The 22,862-nt window shown below is 60.0% G+C and carries 19 protein-coding genes; 9 read left to right on the top strand and 10 right to left on the bottom strand.

What is annotated here, in order from left to right:
- From rsxD to ydgT, 6 genes are all read right to left on the bottom strand, one after another.
- Window positions 1-1,059, bottom strand: a complete 1,059-nt coding sequence (gene rsxD / locus C1N84_RS10205) for an electron transport complex subunit RsxD (RefSeq protein WP_058780632.1) — start codon at window positions 1,057-1,059, stop codon at window positions 1-3.
- On the bottom strand, window positions 1,060-3,474 hold the full coding sequence (rsxC, locus tag C1N84_RS10200; protein WP_264441308.1) for an electron transport complex subunit RsxC: 2,415 nt from the start codon (window positions 3,472-3,474) through the stop codon (window positions 1,060-1,062).
- Complete coding sequence (rsxB, locus tag C1N84_RS10195) at window positions 3,467-4,045, bottom strand: electron transport complex subunit RsxB (protein ID WP_021506189.1); 579 nt, start codon at window positions 4,043-4,045, stop codon at window positions 3,467-3,469. The genes rsxC and rsxB overlap by 8 nt, the downstream gene beginning before the upstream one ends.
- A 1-nt stretch (window position 4,046) precedes the next feature.
- Window positions 4,047-4,628, bottom strand: coding sequence for an electron transport complex subunit RsxA (gene rsxA, locus C1N84_RS10190; protein WP_010618951.1), 582 nt, complete (start codon window positions 4,626-4,628; stop codon window positions 4,047-4,049).
- Window positions 4,629-4,751: 123 nt separating this feature from the next.
- Entirely contained in the window at window positions 4,752-5,195 is a 444-nt protein-coding gene (locus C1N84_RS10185) for a DUF2569 domain-containing protein (RefSeq protein ID WP_058758460.1), read from the bottom strand.
- Between the two features lie 109 nt (window positions 5,196-5,304).
- Complete coding sequence (gene ydgT / locus C1N84_RS10180) at window positions 5,305-5,520, bottom strand: transcription modulator YdgT (RefSeq protein ID WP_010618950.1); 216 nt, start codon at window positions 5,518-5,520, stop codon at window positions 5,305-5,307.
- Window positions 5,521-6,194: 674 nt separating this feature from the next.
- Between ydgT and ytfQ the strand changes: the two genes are divergently transcribed.
- From ytfQ to yjfF, 4 genes are read left to right on the top strand one after another with little or no spacing between them, the layout of a single operon-like run.
- On the top strand, window positions 6,195-7,151 hold the full coding sequence (gene ytfQ, locus C1N84_RS10175) for a galactofuranose ABC transporter, galactofuranose-binding protein YtfQ (RefSeq protein ID WP_021506185.1): 957 nt from the start codon (window positions 6,195-6,197) through the stop codon (window positions 7,149-7,151).
- Window positions 7,152-7,205: 54 nt separating this feature from the next.
- Window positions 7,206-8,726: a sugar ABC transporter ATP-binding protein gene (locus C1N84_RS10170; RefSeq protein ID WP_394541617.1), complete on the top strand. Its 1,521-nt coding sequence runs from the start codon at window positions 7,206-7,208 to the stop codon at window positions 8,724-8,726.
- Window positions 8,719-9,735 (top strand): galactofuranose ABC transporter, ATP-binding protein YtfT, encoded by a 1,017-nt coding sequence (gene ytfT / locus C1N84_RS10165; protein WP_058758461.1) that lies wholly within the window; start codon window positions 8,719-8,721, stop codon window positions 9,733-9,735. The genes C1N84_RS10170 and ytfT overlap by 8 nt, the downstream gene beginning before the upstream one ends.
- Complete coding sequence (gene yjfF / locus C1N84_RS10160) at window positions 9,732-10,718, top strand: galactofuranose ABC transporter, permease protein YjfF (RefSeq protein ID WP_021506182.1); 987 nt, start codon at window positions 9,732-9,734, stop codon at window positions 10,716-10,718. Before ytfT ends, yjfF begins: the two co-directional genes overlap by 4 nt.
- A 457-nt stretch (window positions 10,719-11,175) precedes the next feature.
- Here the strand turns inward: yjfF and araA are convergent, their stop codons facing one another.
- Window positions 11,176-12,666: an L-arabinose isomerase gene (gene araA / locus C1N84_RS10155; RefSeq protein WP_021506181.1), complete on the bottom strand. Its 1,491-nt coding sequence runs from the start codon at window positions 12,664-12,666 to the stop codon at window positions 11,176-11,178.
- An 11-nt stretch (window positions 12,667-12,677) separates the two neighbouring features.
- A complete protein-coding gene (locus tag C1N84_RS10150; RefSeq protein WP_264441307.1) occupies window positions 12,678-14,363 on the bottom strand; it encodes a ribulokinase in 1,686 nt (561 codons plus the stop codon).
- Between the two features lie 366 nt (window positions 14,364-14,729).
- On the opposite strand from C1N84_RS10150, the gene C1N84_RS10145 reads away from it, so the two are divergent.
- The 5 genes from C1N84_RS10145 to C1N84_RS10125 all read left to right on the top strand — a co-directional run bounded on the left by C1N84_RS10145 (window position 14,730) and on the right by C1N84_RS10125 (window position 20,505).
- A complete protein-coding gene (locus C1N84_RS10145) occupies window positions 14,730-15,713 on the top strand; it encodes an arabinose ABC transporter substrate-binding protein (protein WP_021506179.1) in 984 nt (327 codons plus the stop codon).
- A 174-nt stretch (window positions 15,714-15,887) separates the two neighbouring features.
- Window positions 15,888-17,408 (top strand): L-arabinose ABC transporter ATP-binding protein AraG, encoded by a 1,521-nt coding sequence (gene araG / locus C1N84_RS10140; protein WP_021506178.1) that lies wholly within the window; start codon window positions 15,888-15,890, stop codon window positions 17,406-17,408.
- Window positions 17,409-17,425: 17 nt separating this feature from the next.
- Complete coding sequence (gene araH, locus C1N84_RS10135) at window positions 17,426-18,412, top strand: L-arabinose ABC transporter permease AraH (RefSeq protein WP_021506177.1); 987 nt, start codon at window positions 17,426-17,428, stop codon at window positions 18,410-18,412.
- Between the two features lie 57 nt (window positions 18,413-18,469).
- A complete protein-coding gene (gene araC / locus C1N84_RS10130; protein ID WP_021506176.1) occupies window positions 18,470-19,387 on the top strand; it encodes an arabinose operon transcriptional regulator AraC in 918 nt (305 codons plus the stop codon).
- Window positions 19,388-19,464: 77 nt separating this feature from the next.
- Window positions 19,465-20,505 carry an oxidoreductase gene (locus C1N84_RS10125; RefSeq protein WP_264441306.1) on the top strand — a complete coding sequence of 347 codons (1,041 nt, stop codon included), beginning with the start codon at window positions 19,465-19,467 and terminating at the stop codon, window positions 20,503-20,505.
- Between the two features lie 62 nt (window positions 20,506-20,567).
- On the opposite strand, the gene add is transcribed toward C1N84_RS10125, so the two are convergent.
- On the bottom strand, window positions 20,568-21,566 hold the full coding sequence (gene add / locus C1N84_RS10120) for an adenosine deaminase (protein WP_127834039.1): 999 nt from the start codon (window positions 21,564-21,566) through the stop codon (window positions 20,568-20,570).
- A 118-nt stretch (window positions 21,567-21,684) separates the two neighbouring features.
- Window positions 21,685-22,860, bottom strand: a complete 1,176-nt coding sequence (locus C1N84_RS10115) for a MalY/PatB family protein (protein ID WP_264441305.1) — start codon at window positions 22,858-22,860, stop codon at window positions 21,685-21,687.
- Window positions 22,861-22,862 lie beyond the last annotated feature (2 nt).

Here is a 22,862-nt window from a genome sequence, read left to right as displayed (position 1 = left end):
TCAATCCCTGCGATGTCCATACACGCGCGGCTGCGTGTAGTAGTCAATCAGCGGCACGCAGATGTTGGCGAGCAGCACCGCAAAGGCGACGCCATCCGGATAGCCACCGAAGCTGCGAATCAGCCACACCAGCAGGCCAATCAGCGCACCGTAAATCAGCCGGCCACGGTTGGTGGTGGACGCGGTGACCGGATCGGTGGCAATAAAGAAGGCACCGAGCATGGTCGCCCCGGAGAACAGATGCACCAGCGGCGAGTTCAGCGACTGCGGCGCGAACAGCCAGCCGAGCGTGGCGCACAGCGCCAGCGACAGCAGGAAGCTGAACGGGATATGCCAGCGAATGGCGTTCTTCGCCAGCAGCAGCATGCCGCCGAGCAGATAGCCGAGATTGACCCACTGCCAGCCGAGGCCGGCCAGTACGCCGCCGTAAATCGGCTGGGCCAGCAGCTGTTCGGCGCTGTGCCCGGCGCGCAGGCCGGTTTTAAAGGTATCGAGCGGCGTGGCCTGGCTCACGCCATCCACTCCCAGCTGCAACTGCTGCATGGTGTCACCGGCCAGCGTGTGGCCGGTAAAAATCATACTGAGTGAGTCCATCAGGCCAGGTTTAATCGCCTGCAGCACATCCGGCGGCAGCCAGCTGGTCATCTGCACCGGGAAGGAGATCAGCAGTACCACATAACCGACCATGGCCGGATTGAACGGGTTCTGGCCGAGGCCGCCGTACAGTTGCTTGGCGATAACCACGGCAAATACGGTACCGAGCACCACCAGCCACCACGGCGCCAGCGGCGGCAGGCTGATGCCCAGCAGCAGCGCCGTCAGCAGGGCAGAGTTATCTGCCAGCGTCGGCACTACCGGCGCGTGACGCAGGCGCAGAATCACGCCCTCGGTGATCCATGCGGTAGCGACCGCCAGCAGCACCTGAATCAGGAAGCCGATGCCGAAGAAATACCACTGTGCCGCCATGCCGGGCAGCGCGGCCAGCACCACCAGCAGCATGATGTTGCCGGTGCTGCGGCGGTTATGGGTATAAGGCGAACTTGCAATACGAAAAGCCATTTAATCCTCAGTCGTCGAAGGCTGCTGCTGCGCTTTACGCGCTTTGGCACGGGCGACCGCTGCGGCAATCGCCGCTTTGCGTGGGTCGGCGGAGTCAGGAGAGGCAGCGGCCTCCACTTCAGGGGATGCGGCGGGCGCGTCGGCTGTCTGCTGCGCTGCGGCCGCGGCTTTCTTCGCTTTGGCACGGGCAATCGCCGCTTCAACCGCCGCTTTGCGCGGATCGACTTCAGCCGCTGGCGTTTCCGCTGCCGGCTCAGCATCGGCCGGCGTCTGCGCGGCCGCGGCTTTCTTCGCTTTGGCACGGGCAATCGCCGCTTCAACCGCCGCTTTGCGCGGATCGACTTCAGCCGCTGGCGTTTCCGCTGCCGGCTCAGCGTGCGTCGATGCCTGCGCGGCAGCGGCTTTCTTCGCTTTGGCGCGGGCGATAGCCGCTTCGACTGCCGCTTTGCGCGGATCGACGTCGGTCGCTGGCGCTTCGGCTGCCGGCTCAGCATCCGTTGATGCCTGCGCGGCAGCCGCTTTCTTCGCTTTGGCTCGCGCAATAGCGGCTTCGACTGCCGCTTTGCGCGGATCGACCTCTGCCGCCGGCGCTTCGGCTGCCGGCTCGGTATCCGTCGATGCCTGCGCGGCAGCGGCTTTCTTCGCTTTGGCTCGCGCAATAGCCGCTTCGACTGCCGCTTTGCGCGGATCGCTTTCAGCCGGTACCGCATCAGCGGCTGGCTGTGCCGGCGCGGCCACTTTTTTCGCTTTGGCACGCGCAATGGCGGCTTCCACCGCCGCTTTGCGCGGATCGATCGCCTGTCGGCTCAGCGGTTCGGTTTCTGCCTGTTTCTCTGCCTGCTGCGCCAGCGCCCGGGCGTGACGCGCTTCGCGTTCTGCCGCTTCCTGCTCCGGCGTCTTCGCCGGACGCGCTTTTACGCGCCCGGTTGCTGCTTCCAGCTCTGCTTTGTCGCTGCGCGCCACGCGCTGTTTGGCCTGCTCGTGACGGGCTTCTCGCGCCAGTTTTTCCCGCTCAAGGCGCGCCTGGCGTGCTTCAAAGCGTGCTTTGGCTTCGGCGGTGCGTTTGGCTTCCAGATCGATGGCGCGCAGTTCGGCTTTTTCCTGACGGTAATACTGCACCAGCGGAATATTGCTGGGGCAGACATAAGCACAGGCGCCGCACTCAATGCAGTCATCAATGTGATGGGCCCGCGCTTTGTCATGATCGCCACCCTGACTGTACCAGTACAGCTGCTGCGGCAGCAGTTTGGCCGGACAGGCATCAGCACAGGCGCTGCAGCGGATGCAGGACTGTTCTTCCTGCGGTTGGCCCATCTCGCTGGCTGACGGCGCCAGAATACAGTTGGTGATCTTCACCACCGGCACGTTAAGGGACGGCAGGGTAAAGCCCATCAGCGGCCCGCCCATGATCACCATCTGGCGTGCGCCTGGCGTGAAACCGACCTGCTGCAGCAGATGGCTCACCGGGGTGCCGAGACGACCCCAGACGTTGCGCGGCCGGGCAATGGCTTCGCCGGTCAGAGTGACCACGCGTTCAGTGATGGGTTCACCGTCAACGATGGCGCGCTTCACTGCCCAGGCGGTGCCGACGTTCTGCATCAGCACGCCGATATCGGTGGAGCGCCCGCCGTGCGGCACTTCCCGCCCGGTGAGAATTTTGGTCAGCTGTTTGGCACCGCCCGACGGGTATTTGGTCGGGATCACCCGCAGCTGCAGCTCGCGGTCGCCTGCCAGCGCCTGTTTCAGCGCGGCAATCGCCTCCGGCTTATTGTCTTCAATGCCAATCAGCACGCGCTCCGCCTGCAGTACCCAGGCAAGGATGCGGCAGCCTTCCAGCACTTCCGCTGCACAATCCTGCATCAGGCGGTCATCCGCCGTGATGTAAGGCTCGCACTCGGCGGCGTTGATGATCAGCGTGTTGACGCCGCGCAGTCCGCCGCGCAGCTTGGTAGCGGTCGGGAAACCTGCACCGCCGAGGCCGGCGATGCCGGCATCGTGAATGCGTTTTACCACCGCCTCGCGGCCGAGCGTGCGATAGTCCGGCTGCGGATCGCGCGGTATCCAGCGGTCTTCGCCATCGGCGCGCAGAAAAACGCACAGCTCGGACAGGCCGGATGGGTGTGCCGTCATGTGCGGCGCGATGGCTTCAATGGTACCGGAGGTCGGGGCATGCACCGGCAGCATCCGGCCGCTGCCAAAGGTCAGCGGCTGGCCGCGCAGCACTTTATCGCCCGGCGCCACGCAGATTTCGCCTTCGTGGCCAATATGCTGTTTTAACGGAATGATGAACTGCTCAGGCAGCGGTAACTGGCTGAGCGGTGTGCCGCTGGACTGGGTTTTCATTTCCGGCGGATGAATTCCCCCTTCGAAATCCCACAGCTTGTCTTTGCGCAGCAGTGATAACAGATTAAGCATGATGTTCTACCGGGATCACCCGTACAGGTATGGTGTCGAGATCCCACTTCCAGTTGGCCGTGGTGGTGGCAACCGGGCGCATCTCAATACAGTCGGTGGGACAGGGCGCGACGCACAGGTCGCAGCCAGTGCAGACATCGCTCAGCACGGTATGCATGGCGCGCGTGGCACCGACGATGGCGTCAACCGGACAGGCCTGAATACATTTGGTGCAGCCAATGCAGTTGGCTTCGTCAATCCACGCCACGGTGCGAACCGGCGTCAGCACCTCCGCGCCGCCGTCCAGCGGCTGCGGTTCAACGTTGAGCAGTTCGGCCAGCTTCAGCATGGTCTGTTCGCCGCCCGGCGCACATTTGTTAATGGCTTCACCGTTATTGCCCACCGCATCGGCGTACGGACGGCAGCCGGGATAGCCACACTGGCCGCACTGGCTCTGCGGCAGAATCGCATCGATCTGCTCAACAATCGGGTCTTCTTCTACTTCAAAGCGGCGCGAGGCGTAGCCCAGCAAGGCACCAAACACCAGTGCCAGCGCCGCCAGAACAGCAATAGCAATCCAAATCGCGGTCATATCAGAATTTCACCAGACCGGTAAAGCCCATGAACGCCAGCGCCATCAGGCCAGCGGTGATCAGGGCGATGGAGTTTCCTTTGAACGGTGCCGGCACGTTGGCCAGCACCAGACGTTCACGCATGCCAGCGAACAGCACCATCACCAGCGAAAAGCCGAGTGATGCACTGAAACCGTACAGCGCCGCCTGCAGGAAGGTGTGATTGAGGTTGACGCTCAGCAGCGGCACGCCCAGCACCGCGCAGTTGGTGGTGATCAGCGGCAAAAAGATACCGAGCAGGCGATACAGCGACGGGCTGGTTTTACGCACCACCATTTCGGTGAACTGCACCACTACCGCAATCACCAGGATATAGGCCATGGTACGCAGGTACACCAGATCGAGCGGCAGCAGAATCAGGTGATTCACCAGCCAGGCGCAAATCGACGCCAGCGTAATGACGAACGTGGTGGCAAGTCCCATGCCAATGGCCGTTTCCAGTTTTTTTGACACGCCCATAAAAGGGCAAAGGCCGAGGAATTTGACCAACACGAAGTTGTTCACCAGCACTGTGCCAATAAAGAGCAGTAAGTAATCGGTCATTTTTTAACCTGGGAAGCCGAAAGGCGTTTATTATCCGGAATTGAGAGGTGCATCTCAACCTTTGCGCGATTCGTGCGCTGGCTGAGAGCACTCAGAATTAAATTCCTGACGAAAAGAGCGTCATCAGGGCTGAATAAAGGTCTGTTTGACCCGCTGTGAGCGTTTGAAGTAGGGCACAAAGACTGCCGCCGAGAGCAGGGCCAGCAGCAATGTCTGGATCGCTTTCCCATCGGCCACCGGCGTAAAAGCGAAGGTTTTCAGCGCCAGCAATACGGTCATCAGCAGCCAGAGAATGTAGTGACGTGGCAGACGGCGCGAACGCTGACAAAAGATCCAGCACACCCAGATGCTGTACAGCCACACCGCGGCGGCGGTGAGTAAGGACACCAGCCACTGCGTCATTAAAATACTGGCGTGAGAAAACAGCGTGGTGCGCAGTTCCGTGTCAAACAGCGGCCGCAGATAGAGCGCCACCACCAGCGCGCTGGTCAGCATCGTCATAATCAGCCAGGCCAGCGGCAGCAGCAGCCAGCCGGCAATACGCGGCGGGTTTACCGATTCGGACATGTTGTTCATCCTGATGTAAGAAAAAAGACGAGGCAGAGCGTACCATGTCCAAACGGGTCACGCCCGATTCGGACAGCGCACCAGGGGCAGAAACAGGGATAAGCGCGCTTTACACCACGTAGCGCCAGACGGATTTCGGCACACAGCCGAGGTCATACAGACGGCCACCTGAGGCGAGTTCAGCACGGCGGTGATCGGCGGCGCGGTACATATTGATGATCTCGTTATCATCAGTGAGCGAATAATTGAGGTGATCGTAGAGTTTTTCCAGACTCTCAAGATTATTCACTTTACGAAATTTCAGCAGGTAATCGAGCGCAGTCATGATTGCCATAAAAGATAAAGAACGGGGAAGTGCTCAAGTATAGGGAGCACGCGGCCAGAGTCCAGACACCGCGGTTAAAAAAATTCAAAATTCAGACAACGTGCGCTAATTCGCTCATCAAAAGGGACTTTTTTACGCTTTTATCTTTTTTAACGCGCATTTTTCTGCGCGTCAGGCCCGTTTTTGGCCCCGTTAACCGGGGGCTGGTGAGAAAATTTAACAGCTGCCTTAAACGGTATTCCAGACGCTATTTTTCGCACTTTCGTTGCGCTTATTTTGAAACGCAGCAGGCGCGAAAAAGCGATTTATCGGTAACGGGTGACGCACAAGGGTGCAGCTGTGATGAAACGTCAAATCGCAAGTGTGCGAATTATCACAAAACAGAACATTGCCTGCTGCGCGCATGAATAACCATTCTTTACGTGTCCGTTGTAATCGTTTCCAGTGCCTGCGGTCATAACCGCTTCTGTTTATTACAGTTATTTAACCTCCGCTGACATAAAGTTCAGGCGTTTTGTCCATAAGCTGAGTCAGCTGTCTGACACGCTGATACGCGTAACCCCTTTAATTCATTCTGTTTTGTGAGGTGTGTCGCGCTTGTTTTAGCGCAATTGCGCCAGGCTTGAAGCGCGTTTGTACCCCTACAGCACACTCCCTTCAGAGGAATGAAAATTATGTGGAAACGTTTACTCTTGACCACCATGGTCAGCGCCGCACTCAGCACATCGGTTCTGGCTGCCGACATGACGGTGGGCTTCTCGCAGGTCGGTTCTGAATCCGGCTGGCGTTCTGCCGAAACCAACGTGGCAAAAAGTGAAGCGCAAAAGCGCGGTATCACCCTGAAAATTGCCGATGGTCAGCAGAAGCAGGAGAACCAGATCAAAGCGGTGCGCTCGTTTATCGCTCAGGGCGTTGACGCCATATTCATCGCGCCAGTGGTACAGACTGGCTGGGAACCGGTGCTGGAAGAGGCCAAAGACGCCAAAATCCCGGTGTTCCTGCTGGACCGCGCCATCGTGGTGAAAGATAAATCGCTGTACATGGCGGTGGTGACGGCCGACAACGTGCTGGAAGGCAAACTGATTGGTGACTGGCTGGTGAAAACCGTCGGTGACAAGCAGTGTAACGTGGTGGAACTGCAGGGTACCGTCGGTGCCAGCGTGGCGATCGACCGTAAGAAAGGCTTTGCCGAAGCCATCGCCGGCCACAACAACATCAAAGTGATTCGCTCGCAGTCCGGTGACTTTACCCGCAGTAAGGGTAAAGAGGTGATGGAGAGCTTCATCAAAGCCGAGAACAACGGCAAAAACATCTGCATGGTGTATGCGCATAACGACGACATGGCGATCGGCGCCATCCAGGCGATTAAAGAAGCCGGCCTGAAACCGGGCAAAGATATTCTTACCGGTTCGATTGATGGCGTGCCGGATATCTATAAAGCGATGCTGGCCGGCGAGGCCAACGCCAACGTTGAGCTGACGCCGGACATGGCTGGCCCGGCGTTTGACGCGCTGGAGAAATTCAAAAAAGACGGCACGCTGCCGCCGAAGATCATCAAAACCGAATCAAAACTGTTCTTACCGGCTGACGCTCAGGCGGAGCTGGATAAGAAAAAAGGCATGGGTTACTGATCCCCGCAACCGCCCTTCGGGGCGGTTTTTATGACGTAAGCGAGGCAGAATCTGATGAGCAGCTACGATGAAACACCCCTGCTGAGCCTCAACGGCATCAGCAAAGGCTTTCCCGGCGTCAAAGCGCTGGATAACGTGTCGTTCAGCATCCGCAAGGGCGAAATTATGGCGCTGCTGGGTGAGAACGGCGCGGGGAAATCGACCCTGATTAAAGTGCTGACCGGCGTCTACACGCGGGATGCCGGCACCATTACCCTCAACGGCGCGGTGATTGCGCCGCACAGTACCGCCGATGCGCAGCAGATGGGCATTGGCACCGTTTATCAGGAAGTGAATCTCCTGCCGAATATGTCGGTGGCGGATAACCTATACATTGGCCGCGAGCCGCGCCGCTTCGGCATGATCGATCGCAAGCGCATGGTGCGCGACGCCGATGCGCTGATGCGCAACTACGGCTTCGCGCTGGATGTGACGCGTCCGCTCGGCCATTACTCGGTGGCGATGCAGCAGATCATTGCGATCTGCCGCGCAGTCGATCTCTCCGCGCAGGTACTGATTCTGGATGAACCGACTGCCAGCCTCGATGCCAGCGAAGTGGAGATGCTGTTTACCCTGATGGCGCAGCTGAAAGCCAAAGGCATGAGCCTGATTTTCGTCACCCACTTTCTCGACCAGGTGTACCGCATTACCGACCGGATTATCGTACTGCGCAACGGCCAGTTTATCGCCACGCGGGACACCGCTACGCTGCCGCAGATTGAGCTGATCAAGCTGATGCTGGGGCGAGAGCTGCTGGAAACCGCACTGCAGCGCCAGGGCAGCACGTTACGCAGCAATCAGCCGGTGGTGTCGTTTGAGGATTACGGCAAGAAAGGCACCATTGAACCGTTTAGCCTGCAGGTACGGCCGGGCGAAGTGGTGGGGCTGGCCGGACTGCTCGGCTCCGGGCGCACCGAGACCGCCGAGGTGCTGTTTGGCATCCGCCGCGCCGATCGCGGTACCGCCACCATCAAAGGCAAAGTGCAGCACATCCGCACGCCGGCCAAAGCCTCGCGTCTCGGCATGGGCTTCTGCCCGGAAGATCGTAAAACTGACGGCATCATCGGCGCGGCCTCGGTGCGGGAAAATATCATTCTGGCGCTGCAGGCGCAGCGTGGCTGGCTGCGGCCGATCAAACGCCGTGAGCAGCAGGCGATAGCCGAGCGTTTTATCAAGAGCCTGGGTATTCGCACGCCGCACGCCGACCAGCCGGTGGAGCTGCTGTCGGGTGGCAACCAGCAGAAGGTGCTGCTGTCACGGTGGCTGGTGACTAAACCACAGTTTCTGATTCTGGATGAGCCGACGCGCGGTATCGACGTAGGCGCCCACGCCGAGATCATTCGGCTGATAGAATCCCTGTGCGCCGACGGACTGGCGCTGCTGGTCATCTCCTCTGAACTGGAAGAACTGGTGGGCTATGCCGATCGCGTGCTGATCATGCGCGATCTGAAGCAGGTCGCCGAAATTCCGCTGGAACAGCTGTCGGTGGCGTCGATCGTCAACGCCATCGCGGACGGAGGAGCACAACATGCTTGAATCGCCTATGACACACGAAAAACCGGAACGGCGGAAGCCGAAGCTGCCGCCGGGCATGCCGCAGATCGTCGCGCTGATTCTGGTGCTGCTGATCGACAGCCTGGTGGCGAATAACTTTTTTGCTATTCACATTCAGGACGGGCGGTTATTCGGCAGCCCGATTGACATTCTCAACCGCGCCGCACCGGTGGCGCTGCTGGCGATTGGTATGACGCTGGTGATTGCCACCGGCGGGATCGATCTGTCGGTGGGCGCGGTAATGGCGATTGCCGGCGCGACGGCGGCGACGCTGACGGTGGCGGGGCACAGCCTGAGTTTTATTATCCTGGCCACGCTCGGAACCGGGCTGCTATGCGGCCTGTGGAACGGCGTGCTGGTGGCGCTGCTGAAGATTCAGCCGTTTGTTGCCACGCTGATCCTGATGGTGGCCGGGCGCGGCATCGCGCAGCTGATCACCCAGGGACAGATCGTCACCTTTAACAGTGACAGCCTCGCGTGGTTTGGCAGCGGTTCGCTGTGGCTGCTGCCGGTACCGGTGTGGATTACCCTGCTGGTGGCCGTGGCGGTGTGGCTGCTGACGCGCAAAACCGCGCTTGGCCTGTTCATCGAAGCGGTAGGCATCAACCTGCGCGCGGCGCGCAATGCCGGGGTGACCGGCTGGCTGGTGGTGATGTCCACCTACGCCATCAGCGGCGTGTGTGCGGCGGTAGCCGGGCTGATTGTCGCCGCCGATATTCGCGGTGCCGATGCCAATAATGCCGGGTTGTGGCTGGAGCTGGACGCCATTCTGGCGGTGGTGATTGGTGGCGCCTCGCTGATGGGCGGGCGTTTTAACCTGGTGCTGTCGCTGGTTGGCGCGCTGATAATCCAGTCAATGAATACCGGCATCCTGCTGTCAGGTTTTCCGCCAGAGCTGAACCAGGTGGTGAAAGCGGTGGTGGTGATGTGCGTTCTGCTGCTGCAGTCGCCGCGCTTTATCGCCATGCTGAAGGGGAGACGTAAACCATGATCAAGCGTCATTTACCGTTAATGATTACCCTGCTGGTGTTTGTCGCGGGTTACCTGTTCTGCCTCAGCCAGTTTCCCGGCTTTGCCTCAACGCGGGTGATTTGCAACATCCTCACGGATAATGCGTTTCTCGGCATCATCGCCGTCGGCATGACGTTTGTGATTTTGTCCGGCGGCATCGATCTGTCCGTTGGCGCGGTGATCGCTTTCACCGGCGTGTTCCTGGCGCGCATCATCGGCGACTACCATGTCGATCCGCTGCTGGCCTTTGCGCTGATTCTGGCGGCAGGCGCGCTGTTTGGTGCCATGATGGGCTGGCTGATTGATGCATTAAAAATCCCGGCCTTTATCATCACGCTCGCCGGGATGTTTTTCCTGCGCGGCTGCAGCTATCTGGTGTCGGAGAACTCGATTCCTATCGATCATCCGCTGTATACCACGTTGTCGAGCCTGGCGTGGAAAATTCCCGGCGGCGGACGTCTCAGCCTGCTGGCGGTGATTATGCTGGTGGTGGTGGCGGGGGGCATTCTGCTGGCGCACCGTACGCGCTTCGGTAATCAGGTGTACGCCATTGGCGGCAATCTGACGTCGGCTCAGCTGATGGGCGTGTCGACGCGCGCCACCACGATTAAGATTTATATGCTGTCGACCACGCTGGCGACGCTGGCAGGCATCGTATTTTCCATTTACACCTCGGCCGGCTACGCGCTGGCCGGGCTGGGCGTCGAGCTGGATGCCATTGCTTCGGTGGTGATTGGCGGTACGCTGCTGTCGGGTGGCGTCGGTACGGTGCTGGGCACGCTGTTTGGGGTGCTGATTCAGGGGTTGATTCAGACATGGATTAACTTCGACGGCACGCTGAGTTCGTGGTGGACCAAAATTGCCATCGGTATTCTGCTGTTTGCCTTTATTGCGCTGCAGCGTCTGCTGACGGTGATGTGGGACCGCCAGCAGAACGCGCCGGTTAAGCGTTTAACCTCTTAGTCGTGATCGCATGTGTGTTAAGAGGTGCGCAAACTGGCGCACCTTTTTTTATGCCCTGATTCGTGGATGTTTAGTGGGGTTGCTGTTAATTGGGTGCCCGGCCCCATCAAGGCCAGCCCGATCGCAAAGAAACCCCGCATCCATGCCGATCGGCCGCGCCATCCCTGGCGCGGACGCTTTGCTATTCGGGCTGGTCTTGATGGGACAGTTAAGTTGTTCATCGCTGTCATTAATGCGCTGCGCGGCGTTTAAATCTGACCACTCGCAGCACACGGATATGAAGGAAATAAAGGCGGGCAGTGGAGTAAAGCGTACGCCGCAGGGATGCGGCGGTCGAGGCTACAGGGAGGTATTCACGCCGGCTTTACATAACGCCTGCCTTTGTTGACTGGACCGCACGTTTTAAGCCAAAAAAAAGCCGCGATACACTCGCGGCTTACTTCAACATCTCAGGCAATTAACGTTTCAGGCGGTAGTACGCGTCGTTCCAGCGCAGCGCATCTTTGAAGGCCGGCAGGCGCGTCTCGTCATCAATCACCAGTACTTCGATGCCGTGCAGTTCGCCGTACAGATACATATCCTCAACATCCAGCGCCTGGCTGAACACCGTATGGTGTGCGCCGCCCGCCAGGATCCACGCTTCAGAAGCGGTGGCCAGCGACGGCTGTGCGCGCCACAGCGCACGTGCCACCGGCAGCTTCGGCAGCGCCTGCGGCTGTTCAATGGTATCGACCACGTTGACCAGCAGACGGAAGCGGTCGCCCATATCGATGACGCTGGCGTTCACCGCGCGACCCGCCGGCGTTGAGAAAATCAGACGCGCCGGATCGGCTTTACCGCCAATGCCGAGGAACTGCACATCAATCAGCGGCTTCTCCTCTTTGGCGATCGACGGGCACACTTCCAGCATGTGCGAGCCCAGTACCAGCTCGTTGCCCGGCGCGAAGTGGTAGGTGTAATCCTCCATAAACGAGGTGCCACCGGCGCGCGTGCCGGCCTGCACTTTCAGGATGTGCAGCAGCGCGGCGGTTTTCCAGTCGCCTTCACCGGCGAAACCGTAGCCCTGAGCCATCAGGCGCTGAACTGCCAGACCGGGCAGCTGGGTCATACCGTGCAGCGTCTGGAAATTGGTGGTAAAGGCTTTACAGCCTTCGCTATCGAGGAAGCGCTTCAGGCCCAGCTCAATGCGTGCGGCATCCAGCACATTCTGCCGCTTGTCGCCGTTTACAGACGCCGCCGCGCTGAACAGATACTGGCTCTCATATTCGTCGACCAGCGCGTTGACATCACCGTCGCTGACGCTGTTCACCACCTCAACCAGATCGCCGACGCCCCAGCCGTTAACCGCATAGCCAAACTGAATCTGCGCTGCCACTTTATCGCCTTCGGTGACCGCCACTTCGCGCATATTGTCACCGAAGCGCGCCACTTTCAGCTGCTGGCTGGCCTGCTTCGCCAGGGCGGCATTGATCCAGCGCGCAATACGCTGCTGGCTGGTTTTATCCTGCCAGTGACCGGTCACCACGCTGTGCTGCAGACCCATGCGCGCGCCAATGAAGCCGAACTCACGGCCGCCGTGCGCGGTCTGGTTCAGGTTCATGAAGTCCATGTCCATGCTGTCCCACGGAATTTCCGCATTGAACTGGGTGTGAAACTGCAGCAGCGGCTTATGCAAAATACTCAGTCCGCCAATCCACATTTTTGCCGGCGAAAAGGTATGCAGCCAGGTAATGATACCGACGCACTGGCTGTCGTGATTGGCCTCGCGGCACAGCGCCAGCGCTTCATCCGGTGATTTCACCAGCGGCTTCAGCTCAAGCGGCACCGGCAGCGTACCGGCCTGGTTCAGGCCGTCCATCACCTGGCGCGCATGCTGCTCAACCTGGCGCAGGGTTTCCGCTCCGTAGAGATGCTGTGTACCAATCACAAACCAGACTTTCTGTTCCATTCATCGCTCCTTTACTTAGCGGATGCGGCGCGCGCGGCGTACTGCGGTTCAGCCGCCTGGCACCAGTGTTGATAACGTTGATAAAGCTGCTGATAAGTCGCCACGCGCGCGCTGTCCGGCTGCAGGGTGACGGCAATCGGACTGGCCATCACCTGCTGCGCCGCCGGCACATCGGGGTAAACGCCGGCGGCAACGGCGGCAAAAATCGCCGCGCCCAGCGCGCAGCACTCATCGGAAGCGACAATGTCCAGCGGCCGGTTCATCACATCGCAGCAGGCCTGCATGATGGCAGGGGATTTGCGCGCAATGCCGCCGAGCGTCAGGATGTTCTGCACCGGAATCTGCTGCTGCTCGAAGCACTCCATGATGGCGCGTGCGCCAAAGGCGGTGGCGGCAATCAGGCCACCGAACAGCGCCGGCGCATCGGTGCCGAGGTTGAGGTCGGTAATCACGCCTTTCAGGCGCTGGTTGGCGTCCGGCGTGCGGCGACCGTTAAACCAGTCCAGCACCACCGGCAGGTGATCGAGTTGCGGATTTGCCGCCCAGGCGTCGGTCAGCTGGCGGATCAAATCCTGCTGCAGCGCGGCCAGCTGCGGCTGTAATTCAGGATGGCGCTGCGCCGCCTGCTGCAAAGGCCAGCCGAGCAGGCGACTGAACCAGGCATAGATGTCGCCGAACGCCGATTGTCCGGCTTCACAGCCGATGGCGCCCGGCATTACGCTGCCGTCGACCTGACCGCAGATGCCTTTGATCGCGCGATCGCCAACCTGTTCGCTGTCGGCGATCAGGATGTCGCAGGTGGAGGTGCCGATGACTTTCACCAGCGTGTACGGCTGTGCGCCCGCGCCAACCGCGCCCATGTGGCAGTCAAAGGCGCCACCGGACAGCACCACCTGTTCTGACAGACCGAGGCGCTGCGCCCATTCGCCCGACAGCGTGCCGACCGGCACATCGGCGGTAAAGGTATCGCTGAACAGCGGCGAATCGAGCTGTTCCACCAGCATGGGATCGAGCGCGCGAAAGAACGCCGCCGGCGGTAAACCCTGCCATTCCGGATGCCACAGTGATTTGTGCCCGGCGGCGCAGCGTCCGCGCCGCAGATCGGCCGGTGCGGTGGTGCCGCTCAGCAGCGCGGGCACCCAGTCGCACAGTTCTACCCACGACACCGCCGCCTCTCGCACTGCGGCATCGGCACGCGACACGTGCAAAATTTTGGCCCAGAACCATTCGGAGGAGTAAACGCCGCCGATGTAGCGGGTATAGTCGGTGAACTGGCCGCTGCGGCACAGGCGGTTGATCTCTTCGGCTTCTTCTATGGCGGTGTGATCTTTCCACAGCACAAACATGGCGTTGGGATTGCTGGCGAATTCCGGACGCAGCGCGAGGACGTTGCCGTCGCGATCGATGGGGGCCGGCGTCGAGCCGGTAGAATCGACGCCAATACCCACCACCGCGGCGCGCTGCACCGGACTTAACGCCTGCACCACGCTGACGATGGCCTGCTCCAGCGCATCAATATAATCCTGAGGATGATGACGAAAGCGGTTGGCGTGTGCATCGCAGAATTCACCCTTTGCCCAGCGCGGATAGTTGACCACCGCCTTTTCCAGCTCTTTACCGCTGTGGCACTCCACGGCCAGCGCCCGTACCGAGTCACTGCCGAAATCCAGCCCAATTGTTATGGCACCCGCGCTCATCGGGATTCTCCTTTGTGAGTTGTCTCGCTCTATCCTGGAATGGGGCGCGGGCGGCGGTTAGTCATCAGCGGCTGAGAATATGCACTTTTCTGTCATCGGCGGGGTTGTGTGATCGACAGCAAAAGTTAATGTCCGGTTAATTTTGCTGAATATATGGAGGATTTAGTCATCGTTTTGGGATGTGATACCGCTCTACATTTTTCCGCGCTTTTCCCGCTACAACTAGCCCAGCGTTTGCACAGCCTTTGTACAACCTTTGAGCTAACGCGCTGATTTTGCGCTGTACCCGAACGTGAAATCTGATTGGTAGCGTTTACACCGATTCGTTGATAACAGCGATAAAACACCATTGTGCCGGAGAGCATCATGCATAAATTCACTAAAGCACTGGCGGCCGCAGGCCTCGCCGCGCTTATGTCACAATCCGCTATCGCCGAGACCATGAAGCTCGGTTTTCTCGTCAAACAGCCGGAGGAACCCTGGTTCCAGACCGAGTGGAAATTCGCCGATAAGGCCGGCAAAGATCTCGGCTTTGAAGTGATCAAAATTGCAGTGCCGGACGGTGAAAAAACCCTGAACGCTATCGATAGCCTGGCGGCGAGCGGTGCCAAAGGCTTTGTCATTTGTACGCCGGATCCCAAGCTGGGCTCGGCCATCGTCGCCAAAGCACGCAGCTATGACCTGAAAGTGATTGCCGTGGATGATCAGTTTGTCACCGCCAAAGGCAAGCCAATGGATACCGTGCCGCTGGTGATGATGGCGGCGACCAAAATCGGCGAGCGTCAGGGCCAGGAGCTGTACAAAGAGATGCAGAAACGCGGCTGGGATGTGAAGCAAACCGCCGTCATGGCGATTACCGCTAACGAACTGGATACCGCGCGCCGCCGCACCGGTGGCTCGATGGCCGCGCTGAAAGCCGCCGGCTTCCCGGAGAAGCAGATTTATCAGGTGCCGACCAAATCTAACGATATCCCGGGCGCGTTTGACGCCGGTAACTCGCTGCTGGTGCAGCATCCGGAAGTGAAGCACTGGCTGATTGTCGGCATGAACGACAACACCGTGCTGGGCGGCGTGCGCGCCACCGAAGGCCAGGGCTTCAAGGCACCGGACGTGATCGGCATCGGCATCAACGGCGTGGATGCGGTAAGCGAGCTGTCAAAAGGCGCGCCAACCGGCTTCTACGGTTCCCTGCTGCCGAGCCCGGACGTGCACGGCTATAAGAGCAGCGAAATGCTCTACAACTGGGTGACCAAAGGACAGGAGCCAGCGAAATTCACCGAAGTGACCGACGTGGTGCTGATCACCCGCGACAATTTCAAAACCGAGCTGGCGAAGAAAGGGCTGATGTAAGTCGGTTTTAAGCCGTCCTCAATGTGATGTTAATTAACAGGCAGCCGGCATAGTTCGTGCTGTAGCAAGGCGGCAAACACGTTTATCCCCGGGAGCTTACTGAGGTCAGTGACCGGGGTAAATGTGCGCAGCCAACGCCGCTACGGTGCGAAACATAGAGGCTCAGGAGTTCCCATGAACACGGATCCAGCATTTCTGTCATTTCATGGCATCAGCAAAACCTTCCCTGGCGTGAAAGCGCTGCAGGATATCTCTTTTCAGTGCCGCGCCGGTGAAGTGCACGCGCTGATGGGAGAAAACGGCGCGGGCAAATCCACGCTGCTGAAAATCCTCAGCGGCAGCTATCAGCCCAGCGGCGGCGAAATCCGCATCAAAGGCACAGCGAAAAGCTTCAGCAATACCGTTGATGCGCTGGATGCCGGCGTGGCGATCATTTACCAGGAGCTGCATCTGGTACCGGAAATGAGCGTGGCGGAGAACATCTATCTAGGCCAGCTGCCGCACAAGCGCGGGCTGGTTAACCGCAAGCTGCTGCGTTACGAAGCCGGTCTGCAGCTGAAAAATCTTGGCATGGATATCGACCCCGACATGCCGCTGAAATACCTGTCGCTCGGTCAGTGGCAGATGGTCGAAATCGCCAAAGCGCTGGCGCGCAACGCGCGCATCATCGCCTTTGATGAGCCGACCAGTTCGCTGTCGGCGCGCGAAATTGAGCATCTGTTCCGCGTGATTCGCCAGCTGCGCGAACAGGGCCGGGTGGTGCTGTACGTGTCGCATCGCATGGAAGAAATTTTCGCGCTGAGCGATGCCATCACCGTGTTTAAGGATGGGCGCTACGTGCGTACCTTCACGGATATGGCCAATACCCACCATGACGATCTGGTGGAGGCGATGGTCGGACGCAATCTTGGAGATATCTATGGCTACGCGCCACGTGAGCTGGGGCCCGTGCGTCTGCAGCTGGACCAGGTGGAAGCGAAAGGCGTGCGGATGCCGATATCGCTGACGGTGCGCGCCGGAGAAATTGTCGGTCTGTTTGGACTGGTCGGTGCCGGCCGCAGCGAACTGATGAAAGGGCTGTTTGGTGCCACCCGGCTGCGCGCAGGCACGGTCACGCTGGACGGTAAGCAGCTCAACATCCGCGAACCGATTGATGCCATCCGCGCCGGTATCATGCTGTGCCCGGAAGATCGCAAAGCCGAAGGCATCATCCCGGTGCACTCGGTGCGCGAAAACATCAATATCAGCGCGCGCCGCCACAACCTGAGTGCCGGCTGTCTGATCAAGCCGGGCTGGGAAGCGAAAAACGCGGACCACCACATTCGCTCGCTGAACATTAAAACGCCGGGCGCGCATCAGCTGATCATGAATCTGTCCGGTGGCAACCAGCAGAAGGCAATTCTGGGCCGCTGGCTGTCGGAGGAGATGAACGTGATCCTGCTCGACGAACCGACGCGCGGCATTGATGTCGGCGCCAAACATGAAATCTATAACCTGATTTATCAACTGGCGAACAAAGGGATCGCGGTGCTGTTTGCCTCCAGCGATCTGCCCGAAGTGATGGGACTGGCCGACCGCATCGTAGTGATGCGCGAAGGTGAGATTGCCGGTGAACTGCCCCACGACGCCGCCACGGAGCAGCTGACGCTGAGCCTGGCCATGCCGAAAACCACTCAAGCGGCCGCCGTGGCCTGAGGTAAAGGAGAGTAAAAATGGCTTCATCTACCACGTCCAATACGCCACCGGTGCAGCGCAGTGGCCTGCAGCTCGGGCGCATCTGGGACAACTTCGGCATGCTGGTGGTGTTTGCGCTGCTGTTTATCGTCTGCGCCATCTTCGTGCCTAATTTTGGCACCTTTATCAACATGAAAGGGCTGGGCCTGGCGATGTCGATGTCCGGCATGGTGGCGTGCGGCATGCTGTTCTGCCTCGCCTCCGGCGATTTCGACCTGTCGGTGGCGTCGGTGATTGCCTGCGCTGGCGTCGTCACCGCCGTGGTGATCAACATGACCGAAAGCCTGTGGATCGGCGTCGCCGCCGGCCTGCTGCTCGGTATGGCCACTGGCTTCGTTAACGGCTTCGTGATTGCGCGTCTGAAGATTAACGCGCTGATCACCACGCTGGCGACCATGCAGATTGTGCGCGGCCTGGCCTATATTTTCTCCGACGGTAAAGCGGTGGGGATTGAGGATGAGCGCTTTTTCACCCTCGGCTACGCCAACTGGCTGGGCGTGCCGGCACCGATCTGGCTGACCATCGCCACCATGATCGTGTTCGGTTTCCTGCTGAACAAAACCACCTTTGGCCGCAACACGCTGGCGATTGGTGGCAATGAAGAAGCGGCGCGGCTGGCCGGGGTGCCGGTGGTGCGCACGCGCATCATCATCTTTATCCTTTCCGGGCTGGTATCAGCGGCGGCCGGCATTATCCTGGCTTCACGCATGACCAGCGGTCAGCCGATGACCTCGCTCGGCTATGAGCTGATCGTTATCTCTGCCTGCGTGCTGGGCGGCGTGTCGCTGAAGGGCGGTATTGGCAAGATCTCCTACGTGGTCGCCGGGGTGTTAATTCTGGGTACCGTCGAGAATGCGATGAATTTATTGAATATCTCGCCATTCTCACAGTATGTGGTGCGCGGTTTGATACTGTTAGCGGCGGTGATCTTTGACCGCTACAAACAAAAAAGCAGAACCGCCTGATCCCGCGGGCGCAGCCGCAACGCTGCGCCCCAATGTCATGCGAACCGGGAGATCCTTATGTACCACCGCGAAGCGCCGAGTGAACAGCAAAATCCGTTACTGCCGGGCTATCCGTTTAACGCCTGGCTGGTGGCCGGTCTGACGCCAATCAACGCCGGCGATCAGCTCGATTTTTTTATCGATCGCCCGCACGGCATGAAAGGTTACATCCTCAATCTGACCATCAAAGGTCAGGGACGGGTGTTTGACGGGGCGTCAGCGTTTGACTGCGAGCCAGGCGACCTGCTGCTGTTTCAGCCGAAAACGCCGCACTACTATGGCCGCGCGCCGGACAGTCCGTGCTGGCATCATCGCTGGGTCTATTTCCGTCCGCGCGCCTACTGGACCGACTGGCTGCAGTGGCAGGATCAGAACCAGGGCGTTGGCCGGCTGCGGCTGCCGGATGCGCTGCGCGCCGAATTTGACCGTCTGTTTGCCAGCATCGAACAGACGCACAACTCCGGACGTCGCTTTGCCGAGGAGCTGGCGATGAATCTGCTGGAGCGTCTGCTGCTGCGTGCGGTGGAAGAGGATCCGCGCAGCCATCAGCAAATTCGCGATCCGCGCGTGATTGAAGCCTGCCAGTACGTCACCAATCATCTGGCCAGCGAGGTGAAAATCGAGGAAGTGGCGCGCCACGTCTGTCTGTCGCCGTCGCGCCTGGCCCACCTGTTCCGCGAGCAGATGGGAATCAACCTGTTGCGCTGGCGCGAAGATCAGCGGGTGATCCGCGCCAAGCTGCTGCTGCAAACCACTCAGGAACCGATCGCCTCGGTGGGGCGCGAGGTCGGCTACGACGACCAGCTCTACTTCTCGCGCGTGTTCCGCAAGCGGGTGGGCGTCAGTCCGAGCGATTTCCGCCGCCGCAGTCAGGATGCGCACGACGCGCTGGTGGCCCAGGAGAGCTGGCAACCGGCACGGAGTGCGATCTCCTGAGCTTTCAGGTGATTCCGCCTTGTTCTTACTGACTGATTCGTCTTAAATCAGTCAGGTCACGAACAAGAGGAATGAGAATGAGCGATAAACTACGTGTCGGCCTGATCGGCTACGGATTTGCCAGCAAAACCTTCCATGCGCCGCTGATCGCCGGTACGCCAGACGTTGAGCTGGCGGCGATCTCCAGCAGCGATGCCAGTAAAGTGCACGCTGACTGGCCGTCGGTGCAGGTGGTGGCCGATCCTCAGGCACTGCTGGATGACCCGACGCTGCACCTGATTGTAATTCCTACCCCGAACGACACCCATTTCCCGCTCGCCAAAGCGGCACTCAATGCCGGCAAGCATGTGGTGGTCGATAAACCGTTTACCGTGACACTGTCACAGGCACGCGAGCTCGATCAGCTGGCCAAAGCCAAAGGGCTGCTGCTGTCGGTGTTCAACAACCGCCGCTGGGACAGCGATTTCCTGACGCTGAAAACGCTGCTGAACGACGGCACGCTGGGCGAGGTGCGCTATCTGGAGTCGCACTTTGACCGTTTCCGTCCGGAAGTGCGTCAGCGCTGGCGCGAAATGAAAGGCCCGGGCAGCGGGATTTGGTTCGATCTTGGACCGCACGTGCTGGACCAGGCGTTGCAGCTGTTTGGACCGCCGGTGGCGATCAACGTCGACATGGCTGAACTGCGTCCGGGCGCGCAAACCACCGATTACTTCCACGCGGTGCTGACTTATCCCTCCCGGCGCGTGGTGCTGCATGCCAGCATGCTGGTGGCCGCGGAATCGGCGCGTTTTGTGGTGCACGGCACGCGCGGCAGCTACGTTAAGTACGGGCTCGATCCGCAGGAGGACCGTCTGAAAGCCGGTGAACGTCCGCCGCGTGAAGAGTGGGGCTACGACATGCGCAACGGCACGCTGACGCTGGCCGAGGGCGAAGTGATGGTGGAGAAAGAGCTGCTGACGCTGCCGGGCAACTATCCGGCCTATTATGCGGCGATCCGCGACGCCATTGCCGGTAACGGTGCCAACCCGGTTACGGCGGAAGAGGCGATTCAGGTGATGGAGCTGATTGAGCTTGGCCTGCAGTCGGCGGAGAAACGCCAGACCTTGTCACTAAAGTAAACCGGACGGCGTTATCGCCAGCCGATCAACAAGGAGCGCAATCTGCGCTCCTTTTTTATGGCTTATGCCGCCACGCGCTGGCGCAGCGCGGCTTTCTCCGCCTCGGTTAAAAAGGCGATGGCAATACCGTTTTCCTGCGCCTGGCGAATCTCGGCGGCGCTCAGGCCCGCCTGTGGCGCAGCCACCTCATATTCATGCGCCAGCTCAATGCCCTGTACCGCCGGATCGTCAGTGTTGATGGTTGCCAGAATACCGTGCTGCAGGAACGCCTTCAGCGGATGGCTGGCCAGCGAGGCTACGGTACTGGTCTGAATGTTCGACGTCAGGCAGGATTCAATGCCAATGCGCTGTTCGGCGAGGAAATCCATCAGCGCGCGGTCTTCAATCGCTTTGACACCGTGACCGATGCGCTCAGCGCCCAGCTCGCGGATCGCCTGCCAGATGCTCTCCGGTCCGGCGGCTTCACCGGCATGCACGGTGATGCGGAATCCGGCATCGCGGGCGCGGTTAAAGTGGCTGAGGAATTCGCTGCCCGGGAAGCCCAGTTCATCGCCGGCCAGATCGACGGCAGTGATGCCGTCGCGGTGCGCCAGCAGACCTTCCAGCTCGCGCAGGCAGGCTTCTTCGCCGAAGGTGCGGCTCATGATGCCAATCAGCTTCACATCAACGCCATACTGCTGTACGCCCGCGCGCACGCCATCAATTACCGCTTCCACCACGCCGGCAATCGGCAGCTGATGGTTCATCGCCATGTAGCCCGGTGAGAAGCGCAGCTCAGCGTAATGGATACCGGCCTGCGCGGCGTCAGCGACGTTTTCCAGCGCAATGCGGCGGCAGGCGTCGAGATCGCCCAGCACTTTGACGCCCCAGTCAAGCTTCTGCAGGAAGCTCACCAGGTCCGGCTGGTTGGCGGTCACCTGCACGTGTGGACGCAGGGTATCCAGCGTATCGGCGGGCAGCGCAAGATTGAACTGACGACCTAAATCAAGGATGGTCTGGGCGCGGATATTGCCATCGAGGTGGCGGTGAAGGTCGGTGAGGGGAAGTTTCGCATCAATCATGTCGCACTCGCTGAATTAACGTAAAGTGCAGACCATTATAAAAACATCTTGCGCAACCGCGCCAGTGATTTGCGCAAAGCGGATAGCGGATGCTGAATTAATCAGCATCCGCTGTGGTTCAGAACGATTGCAGTGCGGCAATCAGCCGGTCCAGCCCGTCATCCAGCTTGCTGCGCGGGCAGCCAGCGTTGAGACGCAGATAGCTGCGGCTGGCGCTGCCGTAGGTGCTGCCTGGCATAATCGCCACCTTATGCTGCTGGATCAGCCGCTGCTGCAGCGCGACGTCATCAATGGCCAGCGGCGCGGTGTCAATCCATGCCAGATAAGTGGCCTGCGGCGGTTGCCAGTTGAGCCCGGCAAACGCCGCGTTGAGCCGTTGCGCAATGTGCTGCATATTGGCGCGCAGATAATCGCGCAGCGCGTCGAGCCAGGGTGCGCCGTGACGGTAGGCGGCAATGGTGGCAGCCAGCGCCATCACCGCCGGTGACGACAGCCCGTCCTGCTGCTTCAGCGCGTGAAACCACGCCCGGCGGTCGTCCGCGTGCGGAATAATGCCCCAGGCGCCGGTCAGCGCCGGAATATTGAAGCTCTTCGAGGCTGAGGTAAACAGTGCCCAGCGGCCTTGTGCCACCTCGCACCACGGCGTGTGGCGCGCCTCGCTTAGCACCATATCCATATGGATTTCGTCGCTGATCACGCTCACGCCATGCCGTTCGCACAGTGCCGCCATCTGCTGCAGTTCTGCGCGCTGCCACACTTTGCCGGTGGGGTTGTGCGGGCTGCACAGTAACATCACCTTACAGCGCGGCCGCGCCAGCAGGGTTTCCAGCTGAGCCATATCACAGCGCCATGTGTCGCCAGCGCGCTGCAACGGTAACTCCAGCACCCTGCGCTGATTACCGATGATTGTCTGGTAAAACGCATCATAGGCGGGTGTGTGAATCAGCACTTCATCCTCCGCCTGCGTCCAGTGGCGCAGCAGCTGCGCCACCATATAAATCACCGACGGGCCATACACCAGCGACTCTGCCGCGATCTCGCTGGCAAAGCGGCTGCGCATCCAGTGCTGCAGGGCGGAGAGAAAATCCTCGTGCTGCCAGCGGCTGTAGCCCAGCACGCCGTGATTCAGCCGCTGCTGCAACGCGTCAATGATGCAGGGCGCGGTGGCGAAATCCATGTCCGAGATGGTGAAGGGCAGCAGATCTGGCACGCCAAAGCGGTCGGCGACAAAGTCCCACTGCGTGCACCAGCTGCCGTGGCGATCCACTACCCGATCAAAATTAAACGCCTGCATGT

The sequence above is a fragment of the Pantoea sp. SGAir0418 genome, from assembly GCF_043529865.1.
This window is presented reverse-complemented; position numbering and strand designations above follow the sequence as displayed.

Bases quoted from the DNA above. Each gene is read 5' to 3' on its own strand.
- add (WP_127834039.1), bottom strand. From the start codon at position 21,566: ATGATTGATGCGAAACTTCCCCTCACCGACCTTCACCGCCACCTCGAT.
- rsxB (WP_021506189.1), bottom strand. From the start codon at position 4,045: ATGACCGCGATTTGGATTGCTATTGCTGTTCTGGCGGCGCTGGCACTG.
- araA (WP_021506181.1), bottom strand. From the start codon at position 12,666: ATGGAACAGAAAGTCTGGTTTGTGATTGGTACACAGCATCTCTACGGA.
- C1N84_RS10150 (WP_264441307.1), bottom strand. From the start codon at position 14,363: ATGAGCGCGGGTGCCATAACAATTGGGCTGGATTTCGGCAGTGACTCG.
- C1N84_RS10145 (WP_021506179.1), top strand. From the start codon at position 14,730: ATGCATAAATTCACTAAAGCACTGGCGGCCGCAGGCCTCGCCGCGCTT.
- rsxA (WP_010618951.1), bottom strand. From the start codon at position 4,628: ATGACCGATTACTTACTGCTCTTTATTGGCACAGTGCTGGTGAACAAC.
- ytfT (WP_058758461.1), top strand. From the start codon at position 8,719: ATGCTTGAATCGCCTATGACACACGAAAAACCGGAACGGCGGAAGCCG.
- C1N84_RS10125 (WP_264441306.1), top strand. From the start codon at position 19,465: ATGAGCGATAAACTACGTGTCGGCCTGATCGGCTACGGATTTGCCAGC.
- araC (WP_021506176.1), top strand. From the start codon at position 18,470: ATGTACCACCGCGAAGCGCCGAGTGAACAGCAAAATCCGTTACTGCCG.
- C1N84_RS10170 (WP_394541617.1), top strand. From the start codon at position 7,206: ATGAGCAGCTACGATGAAACACCCCTGCTGAGCCTCAACGGCATCAGC.
- C1N84_RS10115 (WP_264441305.1), bottom strand. From the start codon at position 22,860: ATGCAGGCGTTTAATTTTGATCGGGTAGTGGATCGCCACGGCAGCTGG.
- C1N84_RS10185 (WP_058758460.1), bottom strand. From the start codon at position 5,195: ATGTCCGAATCGGTAAACCCGCCGCGTATTGCCGGCTGGCTGCTGCTG.
- ytfQ (WP_021506185.1), top strand. From the start codon at position 6,195: ATGTGGAAACGTTTACTCTTGACCACCATGGTCAGCGCCGCACTCAGC.
- ydgT (WP_010618950.1), bottom strand. From the start codon at position 5,520: ATGACTGCGCTCGATTACCTGCTGAAATTTCGTAAAGTGAATAATCTT.
- rsxC (WP_264441308.1), bottom strand. From the start codon at position 3,474: ATGCTTAATCTGTTATCACTGCTGCGCAAAGACAAGCTGTGGGATTTC.
- araH (WP_021506177.1), top strand. From the start codon at position 17,426: ATGGCTTCATCTACCACGTCCAATACGCCACCGGTGCAGCGCAGTGGC.
- rsxD (WP_058780632.1), bottom strand. From the start codon at position 1,059: ATGGCTTTTCGTATTGCAAGTTCGCCTTATACCCATAACCGCCGCAGC.
- araG (WP_021506178.1), top strand. From the start codon at position 15,888: ATGAACACGGATCCAGCATTTCTGTCATTTCATGGCATCAGCAAAACC.
- yjfF (WP_021506182.1), top strand. From the start codon at position 9,732: ATGATCAAGCGTCATTTACCGTTAATGATTACCCTGCTGGTGTTTGTC.